At 69.7% G+C, this 26,626-nt stretch carries 24 protein-coding genes; 11 read left to right on the top strand and 13 right to left on the bottom strand.

Annotated elements, in window-relative coordinates:
• The first annotated feature begins 14 nt into the window (after nucleotides 1–14).
• Both mgtE and HRJ34_RS14090 read left to right on the top strand, forming a co-directional pair.
• A complete protein-coding gene (mgtE, locus tag HRJ34_RS14095; protein WP_016744268.1) occupies nucleotides 15–1,430 on the top strand; it encodes a magnesium transporter in 1,416 nt (471 codons plus the stop codon).
• Between the two features lie 22 nt (nucleotides 1,431–1,452).
• A complete protein-coding gene (locus HRJ34_RS14090) occupies nucleotides 1,453–1,869 on the top strand; it encodes a DUF1489 family protein (protein WP_208631542.1) in 417 nt (138 codons plus the stop codon).
• A gap of 6 nt (nucleotides 1,870–1,875) precedes the next feature.
• On the opposite strand, the gene HRJ34_RS14085 is transcribed toward HRJ34_RS14090, so the two are convergent.
• The 6 genes from HRJ34_RS14085 to HRJ34_RS14060 form a co-directional block, all read right to left on the bottom strand.
• The gene (locus tag HRJ34_RS14085; RefSeq protein WP_208631541.1) at nucleotides 1,876–4,674 is read right to left on the bottom strand and encodes a CHAT domain-containing tetratricopeptide repeat protein; all 2,799 of its coding nucleotides are present in this window, start codon (nucleotides 4,672–4,674) and stop codon (nucleotides 1,876–1,878) included.
• 99 nt (nucleotides 4,675–4,773) lie between these two features.
• Entirely contained in the window at nucleotides 4,774–5,478 is a 705-nt protein-coding gene (locus HRJ34_RS14080; RefSeq protein ID WP_226948787.1) for a head GIN domain-containing protein, read from the bottom strand.
• A gap of 201 nt (nucleotides 5,479–5,679) precedes the next feature.
• The gene (locus tag HRJ34_RS14075) at nucleotides 5,680–6,198 is read right to left on the bottom strand and encodes a CarD family transcriptional regulator (RefSeq protein ID WP_012049722.1); all 519 of its coding nucleotides are present in this window, start codon (nucleotides 6,196–6,198) and stop codon (nucleotides 5,680–5,682) included.
• A gap of 227 nt (nucleotides 6,199–6,425) precedes the next feature.
• On the bottom strand, nucleotides 6,426–6,764 hold the full coding sequence (gene fdxA, locus HRJ34_RS14070; protein WP_012049723.1) for a ferredoxin FdxA: 339 nt from the start codon (nucleotides 6,762–6,764) through the stop codon (nucleotides 6,426–6,428).
• 101 nt (nucleotides 6,765–6,865) lie between these two features.
• Entirely contained in the window at nucleotides 6,866–7,147 is a 282-nt protein-coding gene (locus HRJ34_RS14065) for an RNA-binding S4 domain-containing protein (protein WP_012049724.1), read from the bottom strand.
• Nucleotides 7,134–9,731: a helicase-related protein gene (locus HRJ34_RS14060; RefSeq protein ID WP_208631539.1), complete on the bottom strand. Its 2,598-nt coding sequence runs from the start codon at nucleotides 9,729–9,731 to the stop codon at nucleotides 7,134–7,136. The genes HRJ34_RS14065 and HRJ34_RS14060 overlap by 14 nt, the downstream gene beginning before the upstream one ends.
• Nucleotides 9,732–9,948: 217 nt before the next feature.
• On the opposite strand from HRJ34_RS14060, the gene HRJ34_RS14055 reads away from it, so the two are divergent.
• The 3 genes from HRJ34_RS14055 to HRJ34_RS14045 all read left to right on the top strand — a co-directional run bounded on the left by HRJ34_RS14055 (nucleotide 9,949) and on the right by HRJ34_RS14045 (nucleotide 14,225).
• A complete protein-coding gene (locus HRJ34_RS14055) occupies nucleotides 9,949–11,532 on the top strand; it encodes a M23 family metallopeptidase (RefSeq protein ID WP_016744261.1) in 1,584 nt (527 codons plus the stop codon).
• 211 nt (nucleotides 11,533–11,743) lie between these two features.
• Nucleotides 11,744–13,375: a helicase HerA-like domain-containing protein gene (locus HRJ34_RS14050; RefSeq protein WP_012049727.1), complete on the top strand. Its 1,632-nt coding sequence runs from the start codon at nucleotides 11,744–11,746 to the stop codon at nucleotides 13,373–13,375.
• Nucleotides 13,376–13,481: 106 nt separating this feature from the next.
• On the top strand, nucleotides 13,482–14,225 hold the full coding sequence (locus HRJ34_RS14045; RefSeq protein ID WP_016744259.1) for a class I SAM-dependent methyltransferase: 744 nt from the start codon (nucleotides 13,482–13,484) through the stop codon (nucleotides 14,223–14,225).
• Nucleotides 14,226–14,238: 13 nt separating this feature from the next.
• Here HRJ34_RS14045 and HRJ34_RS14040 read toward each other — a convergent pair whose 3' ends face one another.
• From HRJ34_RS14040 to HRJ34_RS14030, 3 genes are all read right to left on the bottom strand, one after another.
• Nucleotides 14,239–15,873, bottom strand: coding sequence for an ATP-binding protein (locus HRJ34_RS14040; protein WP_012049730.1), 1,635 nt, complete (start codon nucleotides 15,871–15,873; stop codon nucleotides 14,239–14,241).
• A 73-nt stretch (nucleotides 15,874–15,946) separates the two neighbouring features.
• Complete coding sequence (locus HRJ34_RS14035) at nucleotides 15,947–16,708, bottom strand: TIGR02186 family protein (protein WP_012049731.1); 762 nt, start codon at nucleotides 16,706–16,708, stop codon at nucleotides 15,947–15,949.
• Nucleotides 16,705–17,619, bottom strand: a complete 915-nt coding sequence (locus HRJ34_RS14030) for a sulfite exporter TauE/SafE family protein (protein ID WP_012049732.1) — start codon at nucleotides 17,617–17,619, stop codon at nucleotides 16,705–16,707. Before HRJ34_RS14030 ends, HRJ34_RS14035 begins: the two co-directional genes overlap by 4 nt.
• Nucleotides 17,620–17,753: 134 nt before the next feature.
• Here HRJ34_RS14030 and pdeM point away from each other — a divergent pair, with 134 nt between their 5' ends.
• Together pdeM and HRJ34_RS14020 are read left to right on the top strand one after the other, a co-directional pair.
• A complete protein-coding gene (pdeM, locus tag HRJ34_RS14025; RefSeq protein ID WP_208631538.1) occupies nucleotides 17,754–18,416 on the top strand; it encodes a ligase-associated DNA damage response endonuclease PdeM in 663 nt (220 codons plus the stop codon).
• A gap of 73 nt (nucleotides 18,417–18,489) precedes the next feature.
• Nucleotides 18,490–19,707, top strand: a complete 1,218-nt coding sequence (locus HRJ34_RS14020) for a GGDEF domain-containing protein (protein WP_029993669.1) — start codon at nucleotides 18,490–18,492, stop codon at nucleotides 19,705–19,707.
• Here the strand turns inward: HRJ34_RS14020 and msrA are convergent.
• The 3 genes from msrA to HRJ34_RS14005 all read right to left on the bottom strand — a co-directional run bounded on the left by msrA (nucleotide 19,692) and on the right by HRJ34_RS14005 (nucleotide 22,578).
• Nucleotides 19,692–20,429 carry a peptide-methionine (S)-S-oxide reductase MsrA gene (msrA, locus tag HRJ34_RS14015; protein ID WP_012049735.1) on the bottom strand — a complete coding sequence of 246 codons (738 nt, stop codon included), beginning with the start codon at nucleotides 20,427–20,429 and terminating at the stop codon, nucleotides 19,692–19,694. The genes HRJ34_RS14020 and msrA overlap by 16 nt on opposite strands.
• Nucleotides 20,430–20,636: 207 nt before the next feature.
• Complete coding sequence (locus HRJ34_RS14010) at nucleotides 20,637–21,839, bottom strand: pyridoxal phosphate-dependent aminotransferase (RefSeq protein WP_208631537.1); 1,203 nt, start codon at nucleotides 21,837–21,839, stop codon at nucleotides 20,637–20,639.
• A 115-nt stretch (nucleotides 21,840–21,954) separates the two neighbouring features.
• The gene (locus tag HRJ34_RS14005) at nucleotides 21,955–22,578 is read right to left on the bottom strand and encodes an aminotransferase class IV (protein ID WP_208631536.1); all 624 of its coding nucleotides are present in this window, start codon (nucleotides 22,576–22,578) and stop codon (nucleotides 21,955–21,957) included.
• A gap of 214 nt (nucleotides 22,579–22,792) precedes the next feature.
• Here HRJ34_RS14005 and HRJ34_RS14000 point away from each other — a divergent pair, with 214 nt between their 5' ends.
• Nucleotides 22,793–23,461: an MBL fold metallo-hydrolase gene (locus HRJ34_RS14000; protein WP_208631535.1), complete on the top strand. Its 669-nt coding sequence runs from the start codon at nucleotides 22,793–22,795 to the stop codon at nucleotides 23,459–23,461.
• A 241-nt stretch (nucleotides 23,462–23,702) separates the two neighbouring features.
• Here HRJ34_RS14000 and HRJ34_RS13995 read toward each other — a convergent pair whose 3' ends face one another.
• The gene (locus tag HRJ34_RS13995) at nucleotides 23,703–24,143 is read right to left on the bottom strand and encodes an MAPEG family protein (RefSeq protein ID WP_012049738.1); all 441 of its coding nucleotides are present in this window, start codon (nucleotides 24,141–24,143) and stop codon (nucleotides 23,703–23,705) included.
• Between the two features lie 161 nt (nucleotides 24,144–24,304).
• Here HRJ34_RS13995 and rpmF point away from each other — a divergent pair, with 161 nt between their 5' ends.
• Genes rpmF through HRJ34_RS13980 form a run of 3 tightly spaced genes read left to right on the top strand, consistent with a single transcriptional unit; the run spans nucleotide 24,305 to nucleotide 26,527 of the window.
• Nucleotides 24,305–24,484 (top strand): 50S ribosomal protein L32, encoded by a 180-nt coding sequence (gene rpmF / locus HRJ34_RS13990; RefSeq protein ID WP_012049739.1) that lies wholly within the window; start codon nucleotides 24,305–24,307, stop codon nucleotides 24,482–24,484.
• A 25-nt stretch (nucleotides 24,485–24,509) separates the two neighbouring features.
• Nucleotides 24,510–25,556 (top strand): phosphate acyltransferase PlsX, encoded by a 1,047-nt coding sequence (gene plsX, locus HRJ34_RS13985; RefSeq protein ID WP_012049740.1) that lies wholly within the window; start codon nucleotides 24,510–24,512, stop codon nucleotides 25,554–25,556.
• 11 nt (nucleotides 25,557–25,567) lie between these two features.
• Nucleotides 25,568–26,527 (top strand): beta-ketoacyl-ACP synthase III, encoded by a 960-nt coding sequence (locus tag HRJ34_RS13980; RefSeq protein ID WP_012049741.1) that lies wholly within the window; start codon nucleotides 25,568–25,570, stop codon nucleotides 26,525–26,527.
• Nucleotides 26,528–26,626: the final 99 nt, after the last annotated feature.

The raw sequence follows: 26,626 nt of genomic DNA, 5'->3' as shown, positions 1-26,626 counted from the left end.
AGGCGGAGGACGGCATGAGCGAAACCGAACCCGAAACCGTCGACGCCCCGGCTCCCGCCCCCGCCCAGACCCTGCATGACGAGGACGACCGGCTGAAGTCGACCTTCGTCGACGCGGTCATCGCCTGCGTCGAGGAAGGCGACGTCGAGGGCGCCCGCGCGCTCGTCCGCCCGCTTCACCCCGCCGACGTCGCCGACCTGTTCGAGCTGGCGCCGCAGGACATGCGCCGCCCGCTCGCCACCGCGCTCGCCGAGATGCTCGACGGCGACGTGCTGGCCGAGATGAACGAATGGGTGCGCGACGAGCTGATCGACGCGCTCGCCCCGCACGAGGTGGCCGAGATCGCCACCCAGCTCGACACCGACGACGCGGTCGCGATCATCGAGGAGCTGGAGGAGGAGGAGCAGCGCGCGGTGCTGCGCGCGATGGAGCCCGACGATCGCGCCGCGATCGAGGAGGCGCTGTCCTATCCGGAGGAATCCGCCGGCCGCCTGATGCAGCGCGACCTGATCGCGGTGCCCGAGCATTGGACGGTCGGCGACGTGCTCGACTATCTGCGCAGCAACGAGGACCTGACCACCGATTTCTGGGAGGTGTTCGTCGTCGACGCCGGGCATCACCCGATCGGCACCTGCAAGCTGAGCTGGCTGATGCGCACCCCGCGCCGGATCGCGATCGGCGACGTGATGCAGCGCGAGCAGACGCTGATCCCGGTCGACATGGACCAGGAGGAGGTTGCCCTCCGCTTCCAGAAATATGCGCTGATCTCCGCCGCGGTGGTCGATCCCGCCGGCCGGCTGGTCGGCATGATCACCGTCGACGACATCGTCCACATCATCCAGGAAGAGGCCGGCGAGGACATCCTCAAGCTGTCCGGCGCGGGCGACGGCGACATCAACGAGCCGATCCTCCAGACGGTCAGGGTCCGCCTGACCTGGCTGATCGTCAACCTCGGCACGGCGGTGATCGCGGCATCGGTGGTCGGCCTGTTCCAGGGCACGATCGCCAAGCTCGTCGTGCTCGCGGTGCTGATGCCGATCGTCTCGGGCATGGGCGGCAATGCCGGAACCCAGACGATGGCGGTCGCGGTCCGCGCGCTCGCGCTCAACCAGCTCACCTCGTCGAACACCGCGCGCATGATCCTGCGCGAGTTCCGCATCGCCATCACCAACGGCCTGTGCATCGGCGGCCTGCTCGGGATTTCGGTCTACCTGATCTACGGCAATGCCGACCTGGGCATCGTCATCTGCCTGGCGATGATCATCAACAACATCACCGCCGGGCTGGCCGGCATCCTCGTGCCCGTCGGCCTCGACAAGGCGGGGGCCGACCCGGCGGTCTCCTCGGCGGTGTTCGTCACCACCGCGACCGACGTGATGGGCTTCTTCTCCTTCCTGGGCCTCGCCGCGCTGTGGGGGCTGCACGGTTGATCGCGGCGCCGATCGCCCCGATATGAAGGGGATGAGCGCGCTCAGCATCACCAAGATCGCCTATGGCTGCGACGGCTTCGACGAACTGCGCGCGCGGCTGGCGGCGCGGATCGAGCGGGGCGAGCAGATCGTCCTCACCACCCGCTACATGCCCAAGCGCGCCGACGAGATGGCCGGCGGGTCGCTCTACTGGATATCGCAGCACCGCTTCGGCCTGCGCCAGCCGCTGGTCGGCTTCACCGAGCTGGAGGGCGGGCGCTGCGGCATCGTGCTGGCGCCGATGCTGATCCCCGTCGAGCCGCGCCCGCGCCGCGCCCATCAGGGATGGCGCTACCTGAGCGCCGAGGACGCGCCGAAGGACCTGCCCGAAGGCGGGGAGGCGGGGGACCAGATCCCCGTCGCGCTCCACGCCGAGCTGGCGGCGATGGGGCTGATCTGACGGCCGCTACCGGCTGACCAGCGCGAACGGCGCCCAGGTCTCGGGCCGATCCGCGCCCGCCATGCGACGATCGCGGCGGATATCCAGTATCGCGCGGCGCAGCCTTTCTTCCGGCGCGGCCCGTCCGTCGCGCGCCACCGCGACGGTGATGCGGGCGGCGATGTCGTCCCGCACGGGCCAGTGGCTGACGAGCAGCGACCGGGCGCCCGCGTAGAAGAAGGCGCGCGCCAGCCCGGACAGCGCCGGCGCATCCCGGGAATCGCCGGCCGCCGTGTCGCAGGCGGACAGCACCACCAGCGCGGCGTCGGTGGTGAGCTGCGCGATCTCCGAGGCGGTGAGGAGGCCGTCGTCGTCGGCGTCGCCCTGCGCCGCCGGGGTCAGCACCAGCGCGGGTTCGAGCAGGCCGGTGACGTCGCCCGCGACCAGGCCGTGTGTCGCGAAGGTGAGAACCCCGACATCGGTCAGGCGGGTGCCGCGCACCGCCGCTTCGGTCGCGTCGGCGCCGAGCAGGACCACGCTGTCCGGGCCGCCGATCTGCGCGCGCATCGCCGCCAGCTCATGCGCCGCGCCGGGAAGCGGGGCGAGGGCGGCAATGTCCCGCACCACGCCCCCGGCATCGCGATAGGTGCGTGTGCCGCCCGCGGCGCTCCCCTTCAGCAGCGGCGCGCCGATGCCGACGAACCGTCCCGATCCCGGCGACGCGCCGTCGGGCGAGGAGCCGCCGGCGGCGAGGAGGATCGCATGATCGTCGATCACCCAGCGCGGCGCGCGTCCGGCCGCCGGTCGCTGGGTGACCAGCGCGGCGAAGGGCACCGCCAGCAGCGACCCGCTCGTCGCGATGCGCCAGCGCGGGTTGCGTTCGGCGATCCGCCGGGGCGCTCCGTGGAGCAGCAGGTCGTACAGCCGGGCGGCGGCATCGCCGTCATAGGTCGGGGGCCCGCCGCCATCGGCGATCGCGCCGCGGGCCTGCTGGCCGGTATCGATCGAACCGCGCAGGCCGGCGACGAGGCCGTGAAGCGCGCGGTCGCCGATCGCGCTATCCCCGAAGGCGACATGGTCGCGGTCGACGGCGAGCGACAACAGCCGATCGTCGAGCTGCACGAAATAGAGCTGGGCCTGTCCGCGATCGAGCGTGCCGCGCAGGCCGTCCATATCGACGATCATGTCCCGCGTCGCTTCGGTCTGGCCGGTCATCGCGGCATCGATCTTCGCGATTTCGGCCAGCGCGGCTTCGTAGCCGGCGGAATCGCGGCCATAGCGTTCGAGGGCGACGCGGCTGAGCGCCGCGCGGCGGGCCGTGGCGTCCTGGCGGGCGCGGATGCGCTGGGCCTGCTCGCTCCGTCCGCGGGCGAGCGCCGCGGTGATGGCGCGGCCGCTGTCGCCGATCACCAGCCGCTGGGCGACGTCGAGCGCCAGCGGCTGGTCCTGCGTCAGCCAGGCGAGCCGGGCCATCGTCTCGAAGGCGCCGCGGAAGACCAGGTCGCGGCTGATCTCGGTCTGGTTGGCGTTCGCGATCGCGGCGAGCCGGCGATAGGCCGGCAGCGCGCGGGCGAGGCCGGCCGTCCCGTCGCCCGCGCGCGCCAGAAGATGGCCCGCCGCGATCTCGCCGCCCAGCAGCGCGGGATGATCGGGGGCCAGCGTGGCGTGGCGGATCGCTTGCGCCTGTTCGATCTCGGCCCGCGCGGCCGCCATGTCGCCCAGCGCGGCGAGGTCGGCCGACAGCCCCTCCTGTAGCGAAGCGAGCCGGAAATGCCGGGGGAAGTCGACCCTGAACGCCGCGATCGCCTGGCGGCGCAGGGCGACCGCGTCGGCCAGGCGGCCGAGGTCGCGATAATCGTCGGCGAGATTTTCGCGGAACTGGTTGAGCCGGGGATCGCTGGCGCCCAGCTTGCGTTCGGCGACGCGCACCGATTCCTCGAGCAGGGGCAGGGCTTCCTCCGGGCGCGCGGACAGGCGCAGCGCCCGGCCGAAATTCGATTCGGTGATGGCGGTGCTGATCGCCTCCTTGCCGAGCTTGGCGATGCGCAGCGGAAGCAGCCGCCGATAGAGCGGCTCGGATTCGCGCCAGCGTCCCTGGGTGTCGAGCACGGCGGCATAGTTGGACAGGGTGATCATCGTCAGCGGATGATCCTGCGGCAGGCCGCGCGCGGCCATCGCCAGCGCATCGCGCGCGACATCCTCCGCCTTCGCCAGCAGGCCCGCCTGGGTGTAGATCGAGCTCAGGCTGGTGGCCGTGCCGACCGTGACCTCGGCATCCGGCGGCGACAGGCGGCGGTGCAGCGCCAGGGCTTCCTCCACCCGTTCGGCGGCGGTGGAGAGATGCCCCGCCTGCTGTTCGACCGATCCGATGTTGAACAATGTCTCGGCCAGCGCGGTGCTGCCGCCCGGCGCAGCGGCGCGCTGGATCGCCGCCACCTCCTCCAGCATGGCGACGGCCTCGGCGGTCCGGCCGGCGGACGCGCGGCCCAGCGCCAGCGCTATCGAACCGGTGAGCCGCGCCGGATCGTCCGGCGGCAGCACGGCCAGCAACGGGGCGGCTTCCTCGAGCAGGGGCAGCGCTTCCTTGTCGCGGCCGACGCCGATCAGCGCCGAGCCGTAGCGCACCAGCACCTGGCCCAGCTCCGCCGGCTTCGCGCGGAAGCGCGCGCGGGCGGCGGGCAGGGCCGCCTGCCAGGCCGCTACCGCGCCGGCGGGGTCGGCCTCGATGTCGATCGACCGGGCGGCCGCGATCGGATCCTGCGTCGCCGCCATCCCTTGGGCGGCCGGCGCCATCGATAGCGCCGTCGCCAGAATCATCGCTCGCATGACCATATGTCCCCCCGACCACGCCTTTGCGCCATTGCGGGGCGGAGAGGAAGGGCTCCTATCCGTTCGAAACCGGTTCGGGCCGTCGGCGGCGCGCGATCAGCCGCCGCACTTGATGCTGCCGGGGCCCGTCTTCTTCACCGTGCAGCTCGGCCGACCGGCGATGCGGATGTCGCCGGGGCCGGTCAGGGTGGCGCGGGCGACGCGGGTCGGGCCGATGGTCATCGTGCCGGGGCCGGTCAGCGTCGCGGTGAGCAGGTCGACCGCGAGGCCGGCGGCGCGGATGTCGCCGGGGCCGGTCAGCGACGCCTCGGCGCGGCCGGTCTTGCCGGTGATCGTCAGGTTGCCGGGACCGGTCAGCGACGCGCTCAGCCGGCTGGTGTCGAGCCGCCCCACCGTCAGGTCGCCGGGGCCGGAGAGCGCCGCCGAGAAGGCGGTGGTGCGGATCCGGTCGATCGTCAGGTCGCCGGGGCCCGTCAGCTCGGCCGCCTCGAGCATCGGCACGGTGACGTCGACCACGATCTTGCCGCTGTTCCAGTGCAGCGGGTTCCAGTTCCAGCCCTTCTCCGACGTCACCACCAGCATCTGCCCGCGCGGCTCGACGACGAGCCGGTCGATCCCGTTCGCCGGACCGCTGGCGCGGACCGACACCTGGGCGCCGGTGCGGACCCGCACCGTATAGGGACCCTCGACCCTGATCTTGACGAAGCCGGGAACCGGGAAGGATCGGGTGGCGGCCCCGGCCGGCAGCGCGACGGCGGCGGCGAGGGACAGGCCGAGCAGGGCCGTGATCGATCTGTGCATCGGGCTCTCCATGAAGCTGTATTATCACAATAATACGGCTTCGCGGCGCTCGCCGCAAGCCGGTCGCGACGAACCGAGCGGCCCAGCCTCCTTCGTCATTCCCGCGAAAGCGGGAATGACGGAAAGAGAAGCGCTGACTCGAAAGAAAAAGGGGCGATCCCGAAGGACCGCCCCTTTCCGCCTCTTCCGGAGGAAGGACGCTTATTTGTTGTGGATCGCAGCCGCCTTGCGGAGGATGTCGAGGATCTTCTCCTGCGCGGTCGGCTCGTCGACCGCTTCCATCGCCGCGAGCTCGCGGGCGAGGCGGCTGGTCGCCGCTTCGAAGATCTGGCGCTCGGAATAGCTCTGCTCGGGCTGGTCGTCGGCCCGGAACAGGTCGCGCACGACCTCCGAGATCGAGACGAGGTCGCCCGAGTTGATCTTCGCTTCATATTCCTGGGCGCGGCGCGACCACATGGTGCGCTTGATCTTCGGCTTGCCCTTCAGCGTGGTGAGGGCTTCGCCCATCGTCACGCTCGACGACAGCTTGCGCATGCCGACGGCTTCGGCCTTGTTGGTGGGGACGCGCAGCGTCATCCGCTCCTTCTCGAAACGGAGGACGTAGAGTTCGAGCTTGGCCCCGGCGATTTCCTGGCTTTGCAGTTCGACCACGCGGCCGACACCATGCTTGGGATAAACGACATAATCGCCGACGACGAAGCTCAGCGCCTTGGCAGCCATTTAGCAGACCTTTCTTTGGGGTGCCGCACAGGTCCCGTCTGATCCGCCCTCCCCCAGCGGCCGACAGGCAATCCGATACGACGAGTCACAGGTTCCTTGTTGCAGGCGCGTTGGATCGCGCCCGGACACGAATCTTGTAACACATCGGTAAGCGAAAAGCCAGCATCCCGGCCTTTTCGCCGGGGCTAGCCCCGTTTTTCAGGCTATTTCGCAGGTGCGGAAGGGACTCAGTCCCCCTGGCCGGGCTCCGGCGAGAAATGCTTCTCGTACTTGCCCTCGACATTCTTCCACTCGTCGGCGTCGGCCGGGGCCTCCCGCTTGCGGGTAATGTTGGGCCATTGCGCCGCGAAGGTGTTGTTCAGCTCCAGCCACTGCTCGAGCCCCGACTCGGTGTCGGGCAGGATCGCCTCGGCGGGGCATTCGGGTTCGCACACGCCGCAATCGATGCACTCGCTCGGATTGATGACGAGCATGTTGTCGCCCTCGTAGAAGCAGTCGACCGGGCACACTTCGACACAATCCATATACTTGCAGCGGATGCAGGCATCGGTGACGACGTAGGTCATTGCAACTCCCTTGAGCCCGGCTGTCCATGCGGCGGGCCCGCCCAATCAACACCGCGATACCCCGTCCGGACCGGATCGGGGTTCTGGCGAACGGGCCCCCGTTAGGTCGCGGCTCGCCCCTCGTCAACAGGCGGGGGCGACAGATCGGTGTAGCAGGCCTGCGCCTCGGGCGCGGCGCCGCGCCGCGCGGGCAGCGCCTCGATCCGGATAACCCGCACCCGGCCGTGCAGCGGGAAGCTCAGCACATTGCCGATCCGCACGGCGGCATGGGCGCGATCGACCACCCGTCCGTCGATCCGCATATGGCCCGCCTCGGCGATCTCCTGGGCGAGCGTCCGGGTCTTCGCCAGCCGCACGAACCAGAGGAATTTATCGAGCCGCATTGCGCGACGGCGTTCCCGGATAGAGATCGGCGAGCGCGCCGAAGGCGTTGCCGGGCCGCGCCGCGCGCTCCTGGCGCGGCTCGCGCTTGCCCTTCCACACCCAGGCCTCGGCCGCGATCTCTCCCCTGGCGGGCGACGCGGCGCGGAAGCCGAGCGCCAGCATGAGCTGCGCGAAGCTGGCGTGGCGCAGGCCGAGCGAGGTGGCGAGGCCGGGATCGGGGGTGAAGGGCGCGCGGCCGCTGCGCGAATCATGGGCGATCCGGGCGAGCCGCTCGGCCAGGTCGACGCGCAGCATCTGGGCGCCGAGCGCGCGATAGCCGGCGCGGACCATCGCCTCGCAGGCGGCGGCGTCGGCCGGGGTCGCCATCGACACCGCGCCCGGCACCGGCAGCTCGGGCATCATCTGTCCCTCGGCCGCCGCGAACAGCGCGATCCGCCAGCGGGTCGGCTCGGGCTTGAGCAGGGTCGGCGAATAGACGTCGATCGTGCCGAGCTTGACGTCGAGCCGCTCGGCGCGCGAGCGGTCCTCCCGGTCGAGATGCTCGATCGCCGAGGCGATGCCGGCGCGCGCGATGATCCCGCCGGCCTCGGCCAGCGGCGCCAGCAGCGCGCGCAGCGACGGTGGGCAGGCCGGGTCGCGTGCCGCCTCGAAATAGCGGGCGAGCGGCTTCAGCTCGCGCTGGATGCGCCCTTCGAGCCAGGTCGCCAGCCGCTGCTCGACGCCGGTGCGGTCGGCCGGGCTCAGCGAGTCGAGCGCGCGATGGAGGCGGATGCGCGGGGTGAGCAGGGTGCGGCCCTTCTCCAGCCGCGCCACCACGTCGCCGCGCCAGAAGATCGCGACCGGCCGGCCCGCGTCGGTCGCCAGCGAGAAATGGCCGTCCTCGTCGGCGGCAAGCTGCCGGGCGCGCGACGCCAGCTCGGTGCCCAGCCGCCGCTCGGCCGCCGCCATCAGCCGCTTCATGTCGCCATGGCGGGCGAGATGGTCGGGCTTGAAGCGGAAGCCGATCAGCCGGCCGATCGCCTCGCCGTCGACGGTGACGATGCCCTCCTCGTCGACCTTGACCGGCAGCGCCAGGTCGCCGCCCTTCGCGCCCAGGTCGCGCATCAGCACCGAGGTCCGCCGGTCGACGAAGCGCTGGGTCAGCCGCTGGTGGAGCGCGTCGGACAGCTTCTCCTCGAGCGTGCGGGTGCGCTCGGCCCAGTGGTCGGCGTCGGCGAGCCAGTCGGCGCGATGGGCGATATAGGCCCAGGTCCGCACCCCGGCGATGCGATCGGCCAGCGTCTCGACATCGCCCTGGACGCTGTCGAGCCGGGCCAGCTCCTCGGCGAACCAGCTCTTCGGCAGATGGCCGTCGCCCTCGCTCAGGTGGCGGAAGATGCGCGAGACGAGGCGGCTGTGCGGCTCGGGGCCGGTCTTGCGGAAATCGGGCAGGCCGCAGGCGGCCCAGAGCCGGGCGATCATCGGCCTGCCGCGCGCCCGCTCGCGCACCCAGTCCTCCTCGGCGAGGCGCTTGAGCACCGACAGGTCGATCGCCTGCGGCGCGGCGCGCAGCACCGGCCGGTCGGGCCGCCGCTCCAGGTCGGCGATCAGCGCGTCGAGCGAGGCGAGCGACGGCGCGCCCTCGCGCCAGTAGAGATGGTCGATCGGCGGGAAGTGGTGCGCCTCGATCGCGTCGACCTCCTCGTCCTCGAAGCGCGCGCCGCTGCCGCCTTCGAGCGCGAGCGTGCCGAAGGTGCCGTCGCGCTGGTGCCGCCCGGCGCGCCCGGCGATCTGCGCCATTTCGGCAATGGTCAGGCGCCGCGCCCGGCGCCCGTCGAACTTGCGGAGCGAGGCGAAGGCGACGTGCGCCACGTCCATGTTCAGGCCCATGCCGATCGCGTCGGTGGCGACCAGATAGTCGACCTCGCCCGCCTGGAACATCCCGACCTGGGCGTTGCGGGTGCGCGGGCTGAGCGCCCCCATCACCACCGCCGCGCCGCCGCGCAGGCGGCGCAACATCTCCGCCACCGCATAGACCTCCTCGGCCGAGAAGGCGACGATGGCCGATCGCGGCGGCAGGCGCGACAGCTTGGTGGCGCCGGCATAGGTCAGGGTCGAGAAGCGCGGCCGGCCGATGATCTCGGCATCGGGCACCAGCGCGCGGATCATCGGGCGCAGCGCCTCCGACCCCAGGATCATCGTCTCCTCGCGGCCCCGCGCGCGCAGCAGCCGGTCGGTGAAGACATGGCCGCGCTCGGGATCGGCGCCGAGCTGCGCCTCGTCGAGCGCGACGAAGGCATAGTCTCTATCACCTTGTTTGTCGCCACCGGCCAACAGGCCGGGGCTTATCGGCATCGATTCCGCCGTGGTCAGGAAATATTGCGCGTTGGGCGGGATCAGCTTCTCCTCGCCGGTGATCAGCGCGACCCGTTCCTTGCCCTTGATCGCGACCACCCGGTCGTAGACCTCGCGCGCCAGCAGGCGCAGCGGGAAGCCGATCATCCCGCTCGAATGACCGCACATCCGCTCGATCGCGAGATGCGTCTTGCCGGTGTTGGTCGGGCCCAGCACGGCGACCACCGGCTGGGCGCTGAAGCTGGCCATGCCGACTAGATTGGCTCTCCCTGTGACGAACGCAAGCGCGAAACGGGGCGACGACTCGACTCACGGCCGAAATGACTCGATTCGTCGCATAAGCCGCCGATAAGCCGTGGGATTAGTTTGACTTTAACCATGGTCGGGCAGACTGATTCCCGCCTGACCCGAAAATTGTCTCGTCAGGGCAAATAGATAGGCGATTCTCGAAAAGGGGCGGGGGACATTGTTCCGCAGCGACGGCCAGGATCTTTCGGCACAGGGCTACGCGGGCGGCGCTAGCCGGGGCGCGCTCGTCGTCGCCCGGACGAACCGCTTCCCCGCGATCGGCCGGCTGATCGACAGCCCGATCGGCGATGCGGTCGACCGGCTCGCCGGCGCCGACCTCGTCGTCGACCTCGGCGCGCGGATCGGATCGCGCGAATGGTTCCGCGGCCTGCTCACCTGCCTGGGGCTCTGCACCGCCGCCGGCATGATGGCGCCCGATTTCAAGCCGATCGGCTTCGTCGCCGAACCGCCGATGAGCGCCGCGCACCAGCAACAGGTCCGCACGCTCGGCATCGCGCCGCTCGGCCTGGGCGGCGATACCGGCCAGCGCATCGCGGCGACCAGCGCGGTCGAGCCGCTCACCGACACGCCCGAGCGGCCGCGCGTCGAGCTGGCGGCGACGATCGGGCAGGGCGACGGCTTCGCCCGCGTCCTCGAACGCGCGGGCGTCTCGCGCGACGAGGCGGGCAAGGTCGCGTCGATGGTCTCCGACGCCGTGCCGCTCGACGATCTGCGCGCGGGCACCCGGATGGACCTTGTGCTCGGCCGCCGCGAGGTGAAGAGCGACCCACGCCCGCTCGAGACGCTCGACTTCCGCGCCCGCTTCGACCTCAAGCTCGCGGTCGAGCGGGTCGACGGCGCGCTCCGCCTCAAGCGCATCCCGATCGCGGTCGACCATACGCCGCTGCGCATCCAGGGCCGGGTCGGCTCCAGCCTCTACCGTTCGGCGCGCGCCGCCGGCGTTCCCGCCGACGCGATCGAGGCCTTCATCAAGGCGATCTCGCAGAAGCTGTCGATGCGCAGCATCGGCTCCGACGCGCGCTTCGACGCGATCATCGAGCATGCCCGCGCCGAGACCGGCGAGGTCAAGGTCGGCGACCTGCTGTTCGCGGGCGTCACCGAGGGCGGCAAGAAGGTCCAGATGGTCAAATGGACGACCGGCAACCGCGCGCAGTGGTACGAGGCGTCGGGCGTCGGCGAGACCAAGGGCGTGATGCGCAAGCCGGTGCTGGGCCACCTCACCTCCAGCTTCGGGATGCGCTTCCACCCGATCCTCGGCTTCTCGCGCATGCACCAGGGCGTCGACTTCGGCGCGCCGATGGGTTCCCCGATCGTCGCCGCGAGCGACGGCGTCGTCACCTTCGCCGGGCGGCATGGCGGCCATGGCAATTATGTCCGCCTCAACCATGCCGGCGGCATCGCCACCGGCTATGCGCATATGAGCCGGATCATCGCCAAGGCCGGCCAGCATGTCCGCCAGGGCGAGCTGATCGGCTATGTCGGCTCGACCGGCCTGTCGACCGGCCCGCATCTCCATTACGAGATGTATCGCAACGGCAAGGCGATCAACCCGACCTCGATGAAGTTCACGACGGTCCAGCAGCTCGCCGGCCGCGACCTCGCCAATTTCAAGGCGAAGCTCAACGGCCTGCTGTCGGTGCGCGTCGCCCATGGCGCCGGCGCCGAGCCCAAGGCCGAGAAGAGCGCCGAGACCGGCGGCAAGGACGACGGCAAGGGCAGGGGCAAGGCGAAGAAGGGCTGAACGCCCTGACTTTACAGATCGTCATCCTGACGAAAGTCAGGATCTCCTTTTTCTTCGAGATGCTGCTCGTGATCGAGCGAAAAAGGGCAGGGAGATTCCGGCTTTCGCCGGAATGACGGCGACGGGGCTCGGCGCATCGATGGATAGTTTACTTCCGCCAGCCCCCGAGCGGCGCTAATCTACGATCTCAACGGTGTAGTGGAGATCGTGTATGATCGATGAGCAGGGCATCTTCCTCGGCGCGAGCCCGAACCCGTCGGGGTTGCTGCCCCAGCATCTCAATCTCCGCCGCGCCAACCGCCACGGCCTGATCGCCGGCGCGACCGGCACCGGCAAGACCGTCACCCTGCAGGGCATCGCCGAGAATTTCTCGGCGGCCGGCGTTCCGGTGTTCCTGGCCGACGTGAAGGGTGATCTTTCGGGCATCTCGATGGCCGGGTCGCCGACCGCGAAGAATGCCGACAAGCTGGTCGCGCGCGCCGCCGAGATCGGCCTGCAGAACTATAGCTGGGGCGACAACCCGGCGATCTTCTGGGATCTCTATGGCGAGCAGGGCCACCCGATCCGCACCACCATATCGGAAATGGGGCCGCTGCTGCTCGCCCGGCTGATGAACCTCAACGAGGTCCAGGAAGGCGTGCTCAACATCGCCTTCCGCTATGCCGACGAGCAGAGCCTGTTGCTGCTCGACCTCGGCGACCTGCAGGCGATGCTCGCCCATTGCGCCGAGCATGCCGATGAGCTGTCGACCAAGTACGGCAACGTCACCAAGGCGAGCGTCGGGTCGATCCAGCGCCAGCTCCTCCAGCTCGACAGCCAGGGCGGCGCGCATTTCTTCGGCGAGCCGGCGCTCGACATCCACGACTTCCTCGGCGTCGACGACCAGGGGCGCGGCTATGTCAACGTGCTGGCGGCCGACAAGCTGATGCAGAGCCCGAAGCTCTACGCCACCTTCCTGCTGTGGCTGCTGAGCGAGCTGTTCGAGAATCTTCCCGAGGTCGGCGATCCCGACAAGCCCAAGCTGGTCTTCTTCTTCGACGAGGCGCACCTGCTGTTCGAGGATGCGCCCAAGGCGCTGACCGACAAGATCGAGCAGGTCGTCCGCCTGATCCGGTCGAAGGGCGTCGGCGTCTATTTCGTCACCCAGAACCCGATCGACGTGCCCGAGGACGTCGCCGCCCAGCTTGGCAACCGCGTCCAGCACGCGCTGCGCGCCTTCACCCCGCGCGACCAGAAGGCGATCTCGGCCGCCGCCGACACCTTCCGGATCAACCCTGACCTCGACGTCGCCAAGGCGATCATCGAGCTGAAGGTGGGCGAGGCGCTCGTCTCGGTGCTGCAGGACGACGGCTCGCCGAGCATCGTCCAGCGCACCCTGATCGCGCCGCCGCGCTCGCGGCTGGGGCCGGTCGACGCGAAGGAGCGCGCCGTGATCCAGTCGATCTCTCCGGTCGCCGGCAAATATGACACGGTGATCGACCGCGAATCGGCCGAGGAACTGCTCGCCGCCAAGGCCGACGCCGCGGTCGCCGCCGCGCAGGCCGCCCAGGCGCAGGCCGAGGCCGACAAGACCGCCGCCATCCAGGCGAAGATGGAGGCGAAGCAGCGCGAGGCCGCGCTCAAGGAACAGGCGCGGCAGGATGCGATCGCGGCGCGCGAGGCGGCGAAGCCGAGCGGCCTCGACCGCGCGCTCCAGTCGGCGACCCGCGCGGCGGCTTCCTCGGTCGGACGCCAGGTCGCCAACGAGCTCGGCCGCGCCGTGTTCGGCGGCAGCAGCCGGCGCAGCTCGGGCGGGATCGCGGGCCAGCTGGTGCGCGGCATCCTCGGCGGCCTCTTCAAGTGAGTTCGACGGGGCAGGGCGCCGTGCGTCCTGCCCGCTTCGGATGACCGGATCGGGAGGCTGATGGCCGAGGCCGATCCGGTATCCGCCGGTGGGGGATTGCAAGGGGATGCTGGACAGCTACGCGGCCATCTTCGCGCGCCGGGCGGACGGCTACTGCCGCGCGATGGCGCATCATCCGCATGCCCGCGATGCCGAGTTCGGCGCGGTGGTCGATCCGCTCGATCCGGCCGCCCGGACCGTGATCGACATGCCGGCCGGCGGCGGCTGGCTGCGTCGCTACCTGCGCGCCGGGGTCCATTATGTCGCGGTCGAGCCTGCCGAGCTGTTCTTCGACCTCTGCCCGCAGGACGAAAGCGCCGATCGCGTGCGCGCGGCGGTCGAGGCGGTGCCGTTGCCCGATGCGGCGGCGGACGCGATCGTCTCGCTCGCGGGCCTCCATCACGCCCCCGATCTCGGGGCGATCTTCGCCGAGGCATATCGGCTGCTGCGGCCCGGCGGTCAGCTCGTCATCGCCGACGTCGCGGCCGGGAGCCGGGAGGACCAGTTCCTCAATCGCTATGTCCACGCCCATAACCCGATGGGGCATGAGGGCGTCTTCCTCGACGATGGAACCGCCGGCCTGCTGCGCCGCGCCGGCTTCGAGGTGCTGGCGGAGGAGCAGGCGCCGACGCCCTGGCGGCTGGGCAGCGCCGAGCAGGCGGGCGCCTATTGCGCCGACCTGTTCGGGATCGAGGGGCAGACACCGGCCCAGGTGGCGGCGGCGCTGAAGGACATCGTCGGCGCGACCGACGGCGGGGACGGCTTCGTGCTCGGCTGGAGCCTGCGGCGGCTGATCTGCCGCAAGCACTGAATTCGAGACGGCCTTACCGCCCCTGGTTGCGCCAGCGGCCGATGACATGTTCGACGAGGGCATCCTCGTCGCCGCTGCGGCGCCATAGTTCGGAGAAGACCGGATCGTTCGACGCGGGGCGCAGGTCCTCGTCGAGGTCGTCGAAGGCGACGCGGATCGGGATCGGCACGCCTTCGCCGCAGATGATCGCCTCGCGGTTGCGCAGCGCCGGGATGGTGTCGAGGAAGCCGCGCGCGCCTTCGGGCATCGCCGCCCGGACGAAGGCCTGGTCGCGTTCGTTGTTCAGGCGCATCGCGATGATCGTGCCGCATTGCGACAGCACGCCTTCGGCGAGGTCCGACGGCCGCTGGGTGACGAGGCCCAGCGACACGCCATATTTGCGGCCTTCCTTGGCGATCCGTTCGAGGATGCGGCGGACCGGGCCGGTGTTGGCGGTGCGGTCGGACGGGACGTAGCGATGCGCCTCCTCGCAGACGAGGAGGACCGGATGCTGCGCCTGGCCGCGCGCCCAGATCGCATAGTCGAACACGCAGCGCGCGAGCACCGACACCACGACCGATGTGATCTCCGACGGCACCCCCGACACGTCGATCACCGAGATCGGCTTGCCTTCGCCCGGCAGGCGGAAGATGCGCTTGACGAAGCTCTTCATGCTGTCGCCGACCAGCATGCCCGAGAACATGAAATGATAGCGCGGGTCCGACCGTATCTCGTCGATCTTCTGCTTGAGACGGAGATAGGGCGCGCTGTTCGACGCCTTGTCGAGCTTGCCCATCTCGGTCTGGATGATCGTCGTCAGGTCCGACAGCACATAGGGGATCGGGCTGTCGACGGTGATGCGGGCGACGGTTTCGGCGGCGCGGTTCTTCTGGCGCGCGGCGAGCAGGCATTTGGCGAGGATGTCGGCATCGGTCTGCCGCTCGGCCCCCGTCGTGGTGAGCAGCACCTCGCAATGCTCCTCGAAGTTCATCAGCCAATAGGGCATGGCGAGGTTCGACACGCCGTAGGAGGCGCCGACCTCGGCGAAGGCGGCCTCATATTCGCCGTGCGGGTCGATCATCACGATATGGCCGGCCGGCGCCATCCGGCAGATGCGGTGCAGGATCAGCGCGGTCGCGGTCGACTTGCCGGTGCCGGTCGAGCCGAGCAGCGCGAAATGCTTGCCGAGCATCGCGTCGACCAGCAATGCGGCGCGGGTCGAGGCGGTCGGGTGGACCGTGCCGATCTCGACATGCGCCATGTCGCCCGCGCTGAAGATCGCGCCCATGTCGGCGGTGGAGACGGCATGGACCGGCGTGCCGGGCAGCGGATAGCGGGTGACGCCGCGGCGGAAGGCGGTCAGCCGGCCGGCCGCGTCGGCGACGCCCTCGCCCAGGAAGGCGATGCGCGCGGCGATCATCTCCCCGGCGCTGCCCAGCTCGTGGATCGCGGCGACGACGCAGCGTCCCGCGACGGTCATCCGGATCATCGCGCCGATCTCGCCCGCCATCGCGAGCGCGGCGTCCTCGTCGCCCGCCAGCAGCTCGATCATGCCGCGATCGAGGCGGATGTCGGCCCCGCCGCCCGCGACCGCCTCGACCCGCCCGATCGCGCCGGCCTCCAGTCGCAGGGCCGTTCCGAAGGCCTGTCCGCCGACGATGTCGTTCATCCTGTCCATCACTTTCCGTTGGGATCGGCGATGGTCTAGCGGACGGCGGTTAATGCCGGGTTCCCGGGCTGGCTCAGTCGCGCAGTCGCTTGAAGGCGGTGCTCGCCGCCCAGCCGAGCGCGAGCGACAGCAGCACCGCGGTCAGGCCGTAGACGAAGCTGTGGCGATCGGCGGCGCGGGCGACGAACGCCTCCATGCCCGACTTGTGGATCTCGATGTCGCGGGTGGCGGCGGCGATCACGCGGCCCTTCTCGATCAGGAAGGTCTCGGCGGTGTAATGCCCGACCGGCACCCGCGCCGGGATGGCGATGCGCGCGCGGTAGAGCACGCCCTCGCTGATCTCGACGCCGCTGTCGGTCTCCGAATAATAGCTGCCGCGCCGCTTGAGGTCGATCAGCCCCTGCTCGAAATGCCGGTCGGCGGCGGGGTCGCCGCCGCTGGCGGGGGAGAGCTGGAGATTGTCGATCCCCAGTTCGTAGATCACCGCGGTCCGGCCATCGACGATCTTGTCGATCGGCTTCGACGAGGCGAGCGCGTAGAAGGACGGCACCGAGCGGAAATCGGCGCTGTCGGCGTTGATCCACATGCCGGCGATCTTGCGCTTCTCGCGCACCAGCACCGGTTCGGATGGGCCCTTCACCACCACCGCGATCTGCGCGTCGTCGCTGGGCGCGCGGCCGCCGGGATAGAGGATCGCGCCGAACAGCAGCAGCTCGGCGCCGGTGAAGCTGTAGATGATCTCGATCTTGCGCTGCGACACGTCGGGAACGAGCCTGGGGCTTTCCGCCGAGATCAGCAGTGGGGCGAGGAGAAGGAGGAGAAGGGATTTTCTCACAGCGCCTGCACCGTGAAGATCTCGGGCGGGCGCCAGGTCAGGCCCAGCAGCATGCGGATCGCCACCACCAGCACGATGAAGGCCAGCGCCAGCCGCAGATATTCGGGCTTCATCTTGAGCGCCAGTCGCGCGCCGAGCTGGGCGCCGGTGACGCTGCCGATCAACAGCAGCCCGGTCAGCACCAGGTCGACCGCGCGGGTCGTCATCGCGTGGACCATCGTCGTCGCGGCGGTGACGAACAGGATCTGGAACAGCGAGGTGCCGACCACGACCCGCGCCGACATGCCGAGGATGTAGATCATCGCCGGCACCAGGATGAAGCCGCCGCCGACGCCCATCAGCACCGTCATCACGCCGGTCAGGAAGCCGAGCAGGAAGGGCGCGAGCGGGGAGATGTAGAGGCCCGACCGGTAGAAGCGCCAGCGGAACGGCAGCATCGCGATCAGCGGATGGTGCCGCCGCCCGCTGCCGGGCGGCGATTCGCCGCGCCACTCCGCCAGGATCGCGCCGATCGCGTCGCGCGCCATGACCGCGCCGATGCCGCCGAGCATGACGACGTACATCACCGTCACGACCGTATCGATCTGGCCGGCCTCCTGGAGCAGGCGGAACAGGAAGCCGCCGGCGAGCGAGCCGATCGCGCCGCCCGCGACCAGCACCGCGCCCATATGATAGTCGACCCCGTCGCGGCTGCCATGGGCGAGCACGCCCGAGACGCTGGCGCCGGTGATCTGCGGCGCGGAGGAGGCGACCGCGACGGCGGGCGGGATGCCGTAGAAGATCATCAGCGGCGTCGTCAGGAAGCCTCCGCCCACGCCGAACATCCCCGACAGCACGCCGACCAGCCCGCCCAGGCCGATGATCACCAGCATGTTCACCGAAAGGCCGGCGATGGGCAGGTACAGATCCATGGCGCAGGGCTAGAGCATTTTGGGGGGCGGGGGGAAGGCCGCAGGGCGGAAATATCCCTCCTTTCCCGTCCTGCCTCCGGAGAAGGTGATGGAGAATCCTTGCCCATCGCCCGTCATGCGATATATCCGGGCCTATGGTTCCCTTTTCGTTCTGTTCCGTCGACATGTGCGCATTGCCGGAGGGCGGACTGTTCCACCCCGGCTCGGCTAGCCTGCTGCTCGCCGACCTGCATCTCGAAAAGGCGAGCAGCTATGCGGCGCGCGGCCAGATGCTGCCGCCCTATGATTCGATCGAGACGCTGCGTCGGGTCGCGGCGCTGGCCGGGCGGACCGGGGCGCGGGCGCTCTACTGCCTCGGCGACAGCTTCCACGATCGCGGGGGCATCGCCCGGCTGGGGGAGGAGGCGCGCGGGCTGCTCGGCGAGCTGACCGCGCGGCTGCGCTGGACCTGGATCGTCGGCAACCATGACCGCGCCTTCGACGATCCGCTCGGCGGCCATGTCGTCGCGGAGGCCGAGCTGACGGGGCTGTGGCTGCGCCACGAAGCCGACCCGGCCGATCCTCGCCCGGAGATCTCCGGTCATTACCATCCCAAATACAAGGTCACGCTGCGCGGCCGCCGGGTGTCGCGCCCCTGTTTCGTCGCCGGGCGGAGCAAGCTGATCCTGCCGTCCTTCGGGGTGCTGACCGGGGGGATGGACGCCGCCGATCCGGCGATCCTGCGCGCGGTCGGCCGCGACGCCCGCGCGCTGATCCCGATCCGGGAGAAGCTGCTGGGCTTCCCGCTCGCGGCCTGACGGGGCCAGATAGAGGTTGCCTGACCGGCCCGACCGCCTATCCTTGGGCGAGCTGTAGGATTTCGTGCCAGCCATGCGTTACCAGCTTAGCCCCGTGACCGCGCAGTTCCGCGATGCGGGAACCGAACGGGCGTTCCGGGCCTCGATCCTGCCCAAGGTGCAGGAGGACAGCTGGCTGACGCTGATCGTCGCCGCGGCGGGCATGGCGATGTTCAGCATCTCCGATTACGGCTTCCTCGGCCTGTCGCCGGAATTCTACCTGCTGCTCGGAATCCGGGCGACGCTGATCGTGACCTGCCTGGTCCTCGCGTTCGTGCTGCGGTCGTCGGACGCGTTGCTGACGCGGCCCTGGCTGCTCAGCGTCGCGCCGGTGATGATCGCCACCGGATCGCTGTCGATGATCGTGCTGCGGCCGCATACCCTGACGACGCAGTTCATCGCCGTGGTGATCATCGTCATGGCCTTCTATCTCTTCTCGCCGGTTCTGCTGTGGGGGATGATCGGCGCGAGCCTCTATCTCGGGATCGGCTTCCTCGCCGGCGCCTGGTATTGGGGCAGCCTGCCGTGGGACACGGTGCGCGCCTATGGCCTGTTGCTGATCATGGCGAACGTCGTGGGCTATGTCGTCGCCCGGCGCCTCGCCCGCCTCCAGCGCCAGCAGTTCGAGGCGCTGAGCGAGGAGCGGCTGTCGAAGCAGCGCCTGATGGAGGAGGTCGCGCGCCGCGAGGCGCTGGAGACGCGGCTGCGGATCATGGCCGACACCGACGAGCTGACCGGCCTCGCCAATCGGCGCTGCTTCCTCGAACGGGCGCGGACGGCGTTCGGCATGGCGCGGAGCCGCGAGCGCCCGTTCAGCCTCTGCATGATCGACGTCGACAATTTCAAGGCGATCAACGACGGCTGGGGCCATGACTGCGGCGACGCGGTGCTGCGCGAGGTCGCCGCGGCCTGCCTGCGGACCTTCCGCGAGGGGGATGCGGTCGGCCGTTTCGGCGGAGAGGAGTTCGTCGCGGCGCTGCCCGGCGCCGACATGGCCGACGCCCGCCGGATCGCCGAACGGCTGCGCGAGACGATCGCGGGCTTGCGGCTCGAAGCGCCGCTCGCCGATCTGCGGGTGACCGTGACGATCGGCCTTGCCGAGGTGGAGCCGCTGGAAACCTCGCTCGCACCCGCCCTCAAGCGCGCCGACGCGGCCCTCTATCAGGGCAAGCGCAGCGGGCGGAACATGGTCCTGGACATGGATGCCGGCGGCGGCGGGCCTGGCGAGGCCGGAGCTCAGCCGACCGGGTAGACCGTCACCGCCTGCTTGCGGAAATGGGTGGGGAAGGCGACCTTGAGCGCCTCGACCTTCGGCAGGTCGTTGTAGACGATATAGGGATAGTCCGGCTTCCGGGTCAGGAAGTCCTGGTGGTATTTCTCGGCGGGGAAGAAGCCGCGATAGAGCTCCACCTTGGTGACGATCGGCGTCTTCCACAGCTTCGCCGTGCCGAGCTGCGCGACATAGGCCTGGGCCACAGCCTGCTGCTGCTTCGTCGTCGGGAAGATCGCGGTGCGATATTGGGGACCGCGATCGGGACCCTGGCGGTTGAGCGTGGTCGGATCGGCCACCACCGCGAAATAGATGCGCAGCAAGGTGCCATAGCTGATCCGCCGCGGATCATAGGTGATCTTGACCGCCTCGGCATGGCCGGTGGTGCCGGTGCCGACCGTCTCGTAATCGGCGGTCTGCGCGACCCCGCCCGAATAGCCCGACACCGCCGACGACACGCCGTCGACATGCTGGAACACGCCCTGAACGCCCCAGAAGCAGCCGCCCGCCAGCACGGCGGTGGCGGTCGCGCCCTGTTCCGCCGGATCGACGGCGGGCGCCGGAACCCGGACGATCGGACCGGGATCGACCCGCGGAGCCGGCGCGACGGCCGGGCTGCGGGTCGCCATCGTTCCGGCGGCGACGAGCAGCAGCACACCGGCGGAAATCCCGGCGATCAGCGGCCGGTTAGGACTGTCCGTCAAAAGGGCATCCTTTTTTCCATTCTGTGTCCATTATGTCACAGTTATGGGGAGCCGCAAAATGTTTATCAACTTTTTGCGGGCCTCAGGCGCCGGCGCGGGCATCCGCCCGCTTGGCTTTCCTCGCATAAGCTCGGGCGCGCATTCGCGCTTGCGGAGCCTTGCAGGCTCCGGCGGCGCGAACGGCCGCCGGAGGCAATTACCATCTTCCTACTTCAGCTCGCCGCAGGCGGCCTGGATCCGCTGGCAGGCTTCGGTGAGGATCGCTTCCGACGTGGCGTAGCTCACCCGGAAGGCGGGCTCGAGGCCGAAGGCCGCGCCGTGGACCGCGGCGACGCGGTGGTCGTCGAGGAAATAGTCGATCAGGTCGGCGTCGTTGGCGATGACCTTGCCCGACGGGGTCTTGAGGCCGATCAGCCCCGACACGTCGGGATAGACGTAGAAGGCGCCTTCGGGGCGGGGGCAGTTGATGCCCTTCGCCTGGTTGAGCATCGAGACGACGAGGTCGCGGCGCTTCTGGAAGGCGACGGCCCGCTCCTTGAGGAAGCTCTGGTCGCCCGAGAGCGCGGCGGTCGCCGCCGCCTGCGCGATCGAGCAGGGGTTGGAGGTCGACTGCGACTGCAGCTTCGCCATCGCCTTGATGAGCGGGGCCGGCCCGCCGGCGAAGCCGATCCGCCAGCCGGTCATCGAATAGGCCTTCGAGCAGCCGTTGATCGTCAGCGTCCGATCGTACAGGTCCGGCGCGACCTGCGCGATCGTGGCGAATTCGAAGCCGTCGTAGAGGATGTGCTCATACATGTCGTCGGTCATGACCCAGACATGCGGATGGCGGCGCAGCACCTCGGCGATCGCCTTGAGCTCGTCGGCCGAATAGGCGGCGCCCGACGGGTTGGACGGCGAGTTGAGCAGCACCCACTTGGTCTGCGGCGTGATCGCCGCGTCGATCTGCTCGGGCGTCACCTTGTAGTTCTTGTCGGCGCCGGCCTTGATGAACACCGGCGTGCCGCCCGCGAACTGGACGATGTCGGGATAGCTGACCCAATAGGGCGCCGGGATGATCACCTCGTCGCCGGCCGAGACGGTGGCGACCAGCGCGTTGAACAGCGTGTGCTTGCCGCCGACGTTGACGCTGATCTGCGACGCTTCGTAGGTCAGGCCGTTGTCGCGCCTGAACTTGGCGGCGATCGCGGCCTTCAGCTCGGCGGTGCCGTCGACGTTGGTGTATTTGGTCTGGCCCTTGCGGATCGCCTCGATCGCGGCTTCCTTGACGAACTCGGGCGTGTCGAAGTCGGGCTCGCCCGCCGACAGGCCGATCACGTTGATCCCCTTCGCCTTCAGCTCGAGGACGCGGCTCGACATGGCGAGCGTGGGCGAGGGCGAGATGCGGTTGAGGGCAGGGGCGATGAGGCTCATGGCGCGGCGCTTTCCTGATTGGGACGGTTGGGAAACGCGCGCGCTATAGGGGAGAGGAACCGAAGCCTCAACCATGAGCTTGAGCCTTGTCCGGGGCGGAGGGCCCGAAAGCCGATCAGCCGCGCGCCGTCGCCGGCCGGGCGGCGATCAGGCCGCGCAGCGAATTGCCGATGAAGAAGCCGCCGTTGAGGTCGGCGGGGCGGAGGTCGCCCTCGATCGCCTCGCCCTCGTCGAGCAGGCGCGCGCGCAGGACGCCGGGCAGCAGCGATCCGCCGCGCGGCGTGACCAGCCGGCCGTCGCGCGGCACGAAGAGGCTGGTGAAGCTGCCCTCGGTCAGCAGCCCGTCGGGCGTCACGAACAGCACCTCGAAGGTCCCGGCCCGATGGCGGGCCTCGTCGAGGAAGGCGCGGTCGCTGGTCTTGTGGCGCAGGCGCGGGTCGGACGCGGCGACCGGCAGCGGCACGATCGCGACGTCGACCGGCTCGGCGGGCCGTTCCGGGATCGTGCGGACCTCGATCGACAGCGCGCCGCTCGGCGCCAGCATCAGCCGGACGCGGGCGTCGTTGGTCAGGCGGAAGGTCGAGGCCTGGAGGTCGTTGCGGCAGTCATGGCGGTTGAAGGCGAAGCCCAGCGCATCGGCGCTCGCCTTCATCCGGGCGAGATGGCGTTCCAGCTCGACGAAACCGTCGAGCGCCTCGAACCGCATCGTCTCGATCAGATCGAACGACCCTGTCGTCATCGCGACCACACGCCCCTGTTCACCACGCCCCTGTTCACAATGCCACGCCCCAGATACGTCGCCGCCCGTCCGCTGGTTTCGAGTCGGCAACGGTGGCCAGTCTATCCGCAAGCCATCGATTCGCCTCGGAAATTTTGCGCGAGGATCAGCCTGCCGATCATGCGGGCGGGACGGGCGTCTTGCAATGGCGCGCGCCAGCGATCATCTCGGCCGCATGACCAGCCCCGCCATGCCGCCGCTCAAGGCCGCGATCATCCCCGTCACCGCCTTCCAGCAGAACTGCACCCTCATCTGGTGCACGGCCACGATGAAAGGCGCCTTCGTCGATGCCGGCGGCGATCTCGAACGGCTCAAGGCGGCTGCGGCCGAACATGGCGTGATGATCGAGAAGCTGCTCGTCACCCATGGCCATATCGACCATTGCGGCGGCACCGGCATCCTGGCCGAGCAGCTCGGCGTGCCGATCGAGGGGCCGCATCCGGAGGATCGCTTCTGGATAGCGCGGCTGGGCGACGACGGGCGCGGCTATGGGATCGAGGGCCGGCCGTTCGAGCCCGACCGCTGGCTCGACGACGGCGACCAGGTGACGGTGGGCGACCTCGTGCTCGACGTCATCCACTGCCCGGGCCACACGCCGGGCCATGTCGTCTTCCATCATGCGCCGTCGAACCTGGCGCTGGTCGGCGACGTGCTGTTCCAGGGATCGATCGGCCGCACCGATTTCCCGCGCGGCAACCATGGCGACCTGATCGCCTCGATCACGCGCAAGCTCTGGCCGCTCGGCGGCGAGACGGCGTTCGTGCCGGGGCACGGGCCGATGTCGACCTTCGCCCACGAACGGGCGACCAACCCGTTCGTGGGGGACCGGGTGGTTGGGGGATGAGGTCTAGGCTTTAGGTTTGTTTAGCCCTCAAGCGCCGGGCGCCGGGCATCCGCCCGGCTTGGCTTTCCTCGCATAAGCTCGGGCGCGCGTTCGCGCTTGCGGAGCCCTGACGGGCTCCGACGATCAACTTGTGCAGTGAAACGGGACGCGCCAGCGTCTCGCAAGGCCGAACGGCCGCCCGAGCTTATGCGAGGATAGCCAAGTGCGCGGATGCGCATGCCGGCGCCTGAGGCTCAACCAATCAATGCCCCGCGCCGAGACTGTCGCTGGTGACGGTCGTGATCACGCCGTCCCTGGTCGTATAGGGGATGGTCAGCGCGTAGATGGCGAGGCCGAGCAGCACGGCCCAGGTCGTCAGGATGCCGGCGGCGCGGAGCGGGTTGGCGGTCTGGCGGTCGAGCCCGAACGGGTGCAGCACCCGGCCGATGATGTAGATGATGCCGGCGCCCCACAGCCAGTGGTTGGTGCCGCGGGCGAACTCGATCAGCCCCATCAGGATCAGCACCAGCGGTGTATATTCGATGAAGTTGAGCTGGGCGCGCATCCGTGCGGACAGCAGCGCGTTGCCGCCGTCGCCGATCAGCACCTTGCCCTTGACCCGGACGGCGACGATCCGGATCGCCAGCCATAGGTTCAGGATCGCGGCGGCCCCGGCGATCGTCAGCGTGATGGGCAGGATCATCTTTCCCCCTCCTTGCAATGAGCTGCGTGCTTGGCAGGTCGCGGCGCTACTTGCAACGCGGAGCGAAATCGCTATAGGTCGCGCGCTCGCGGCGAGCCCGCCCCCCTTGGGGGTCCCGGGCGTTCGTCGCTTTATTTGTTTAGCTAGGAACAGGTGCCGACATGGCCGTCCCCAAGAGAAAAACCTCGCCCTCGCGGCGCAACATGCGTCGCAGCCATCACGCGCTGACCGCCGAGGCGTTCCAGGAATGCCCGAACTGCGGCGAGCTGAAGCGTCCGCATAACCTGTGCAACGCCTGCGGCCACTATAACGGTCGCGAAATCGTCTCGGTCGAGGCCTGACAAAAGGCCAAACGGGGGCATGAGCGTGGACGAGGCACCGCGAATCGCCATTGATGCGATGGGCGGTGATGGCGGCCCGGCGACGATCATCGCCGGCGCCGCGCAGGCGCGCGATCGCGATTCGTCCCTGCGCCTTACCTTCACCGGTGACGAGACGGTGATTCGCGCCGAAATGGCGCGTTTCCCGCAGCTCGCCGATTCGATCGTCGTCCATTGCGACGACGTCATCACCGGCGACGACAAGCCCAGCCAGGCGATCCGGCGCACCAAGAGCAGCTCGATGGGAGCCGCCATCCTCGCGGTGAAGGCCGGCGAGGCGGCGGCGGCGCTGTCGGCGGGCAACACCGGCGCGCTGATGGCGATCGCCAAGCTGTCGCTGAGGACGATGCACGGCATCGACCGGCCGGCGCTGGCCGCGCTGATGCCGACGCTCGGCGACAACGACCTGGTCATGCTCGACCTCGGCGCCAACACCGATTGCGACGCGCGCAACCTGGTCGAGTTCGCGGTGATGGGCGCCGCCTATTCGCGGCTCGCGCTCGGCATCGAATCGCCGCGCGTCCGCCTGCTCAACATCGGCACCGAGGAACTGAAGGGCACCGGCGAGCTCAAGGAAGCCGCCGCGATGCTCCGGCAGCAGACCGGCGGCGCCTGGCGCTTCGACGGCTTCATCGAGGCCGACCGGCTGGGCCGGGGCGAGGCCGACGTGATCGTCAGCGACGGTTTCTCCGGCAATATCGCGCTCAAGTCGATCGAGGGCACCGCCCGCTTCATCACCGACCTGCTGCGCCGCGCCTTCTCCAGCTCGCTGCGGTCGAAGGCGGGCTTCATCCTGTCGCGGCCGGCCTTCGCGCTGCTGCGCCACCATCTCGATCCGAACAATCACAACGGCGCGGTCTTCCTCGGCCTCAACGGCCTGGTGGTGAAGAGCCATGGCGGCGCCGACGAGAAGGGCATCGCCAACGCCATCGCGGTCGCGGCGAAGATCGCCCGCGAGGATCTGACCCGTCGGATCACCGACGATCTCGAGGATTTCCGCAGTCATGCGGTGCAGACGGAAGGGGTAGCGTGAGCGGACAGGCGATGCGGCGGGCCGTGGTGATCGGCACCGGATCGGCGCTTCCGCGCCGCCAGGTCAGCAATGCCGAGCTCGCCCGGACCGTGGACACCTCGGACGAGTGGATCGTCGAGCGGACCGGCATCCGCAACCGCTACGTCGCCGGCGAGGGCGAGACGACCTCGACCCTCGCGACCGAAGCCGCGCGCAAGGCGATCGAGGCGGCGGGGATCGCGCCGTCCGACATCGGGCTGATCATCCTGGCGACGGCGACGCCCGACCAGACCTTCCCCGCCTCGGCGACGATGGTCCAAGCGGCGCTCGGCATCGGCGATTGCGTGGCGTTCGACGTGCAGGCGGTCTGTTCGGGCTTCCTCTACGCACTGTCGGTGGCCGACAGCATGATCCGCGGCGGCTCCGCCACCCACGCGCTGGTGATCGGCGCGGAGACGTTCAGCCGCATCCTCGACTGGGAGGACCGGACGACCTGCGTGCTGTTTGGCGACGGCGCCGGCGCGGTGGTACTCAAGGCCGAGGAGGGCGGCGATCGCGGCGTGCTCGCGACCCGGCTCCATGCCGACGGCCGCCATAACCAGCTTCTCTATGTCGACGGCGGCCCGTCGACGACCCAGACCGTCGGCAAGCTCCGCATGAAGGGGCAGGAGGTGTTCCGCCACGCCGTCACCAACCTCGCCCAGGTGCTGCGCGAGGTGATGGGCGATGCCGGGCTGACCGTCGACGACATCGACTGGGTGGTGCCGCACCAAGCCAACCGGCGCATCCTCGACGCCACGGCGCGCAAGCTCGGCCTGCCCGCCGAGCGGGTGATCGTCACCGTCGACCAGCATGCCAATACCTCGGCCGCCTCGGTGCCGCTGGCGCTCGACGTCGCGGTTCGCGACGGGCGGATCAAGCCCGGCGATCTGCTGGTGCTCGAGGCGATGGGTGGCGGCTTCACTTGGGGCGCCGCGGCGATTCGCTATTGATATCGTCGTGCCCGGTCTTTGACCGGTCCCGAGCGGATATCGCTCAGGCGCCGCGCGGGCTTTGCCAGGCGGCGATGGGTCAGGATCATCGCCGCTTGG

The organism is Rhizorhabdus wittichii (assembly GCF_017607425.1).
Taxonomy (GTDB): domain Bacteria; phylum Pseudomonadota; class Alphaproteobacteria; order Sphingomonadales; family Sphingomonadaceae; genus Rhizorhabdus; species Rhizorhabdus wittichii.
Note: the sequence above shows the minus strand (reverse complement) of the source record. Positions and strands in the feature narration are given on the sequence as shown.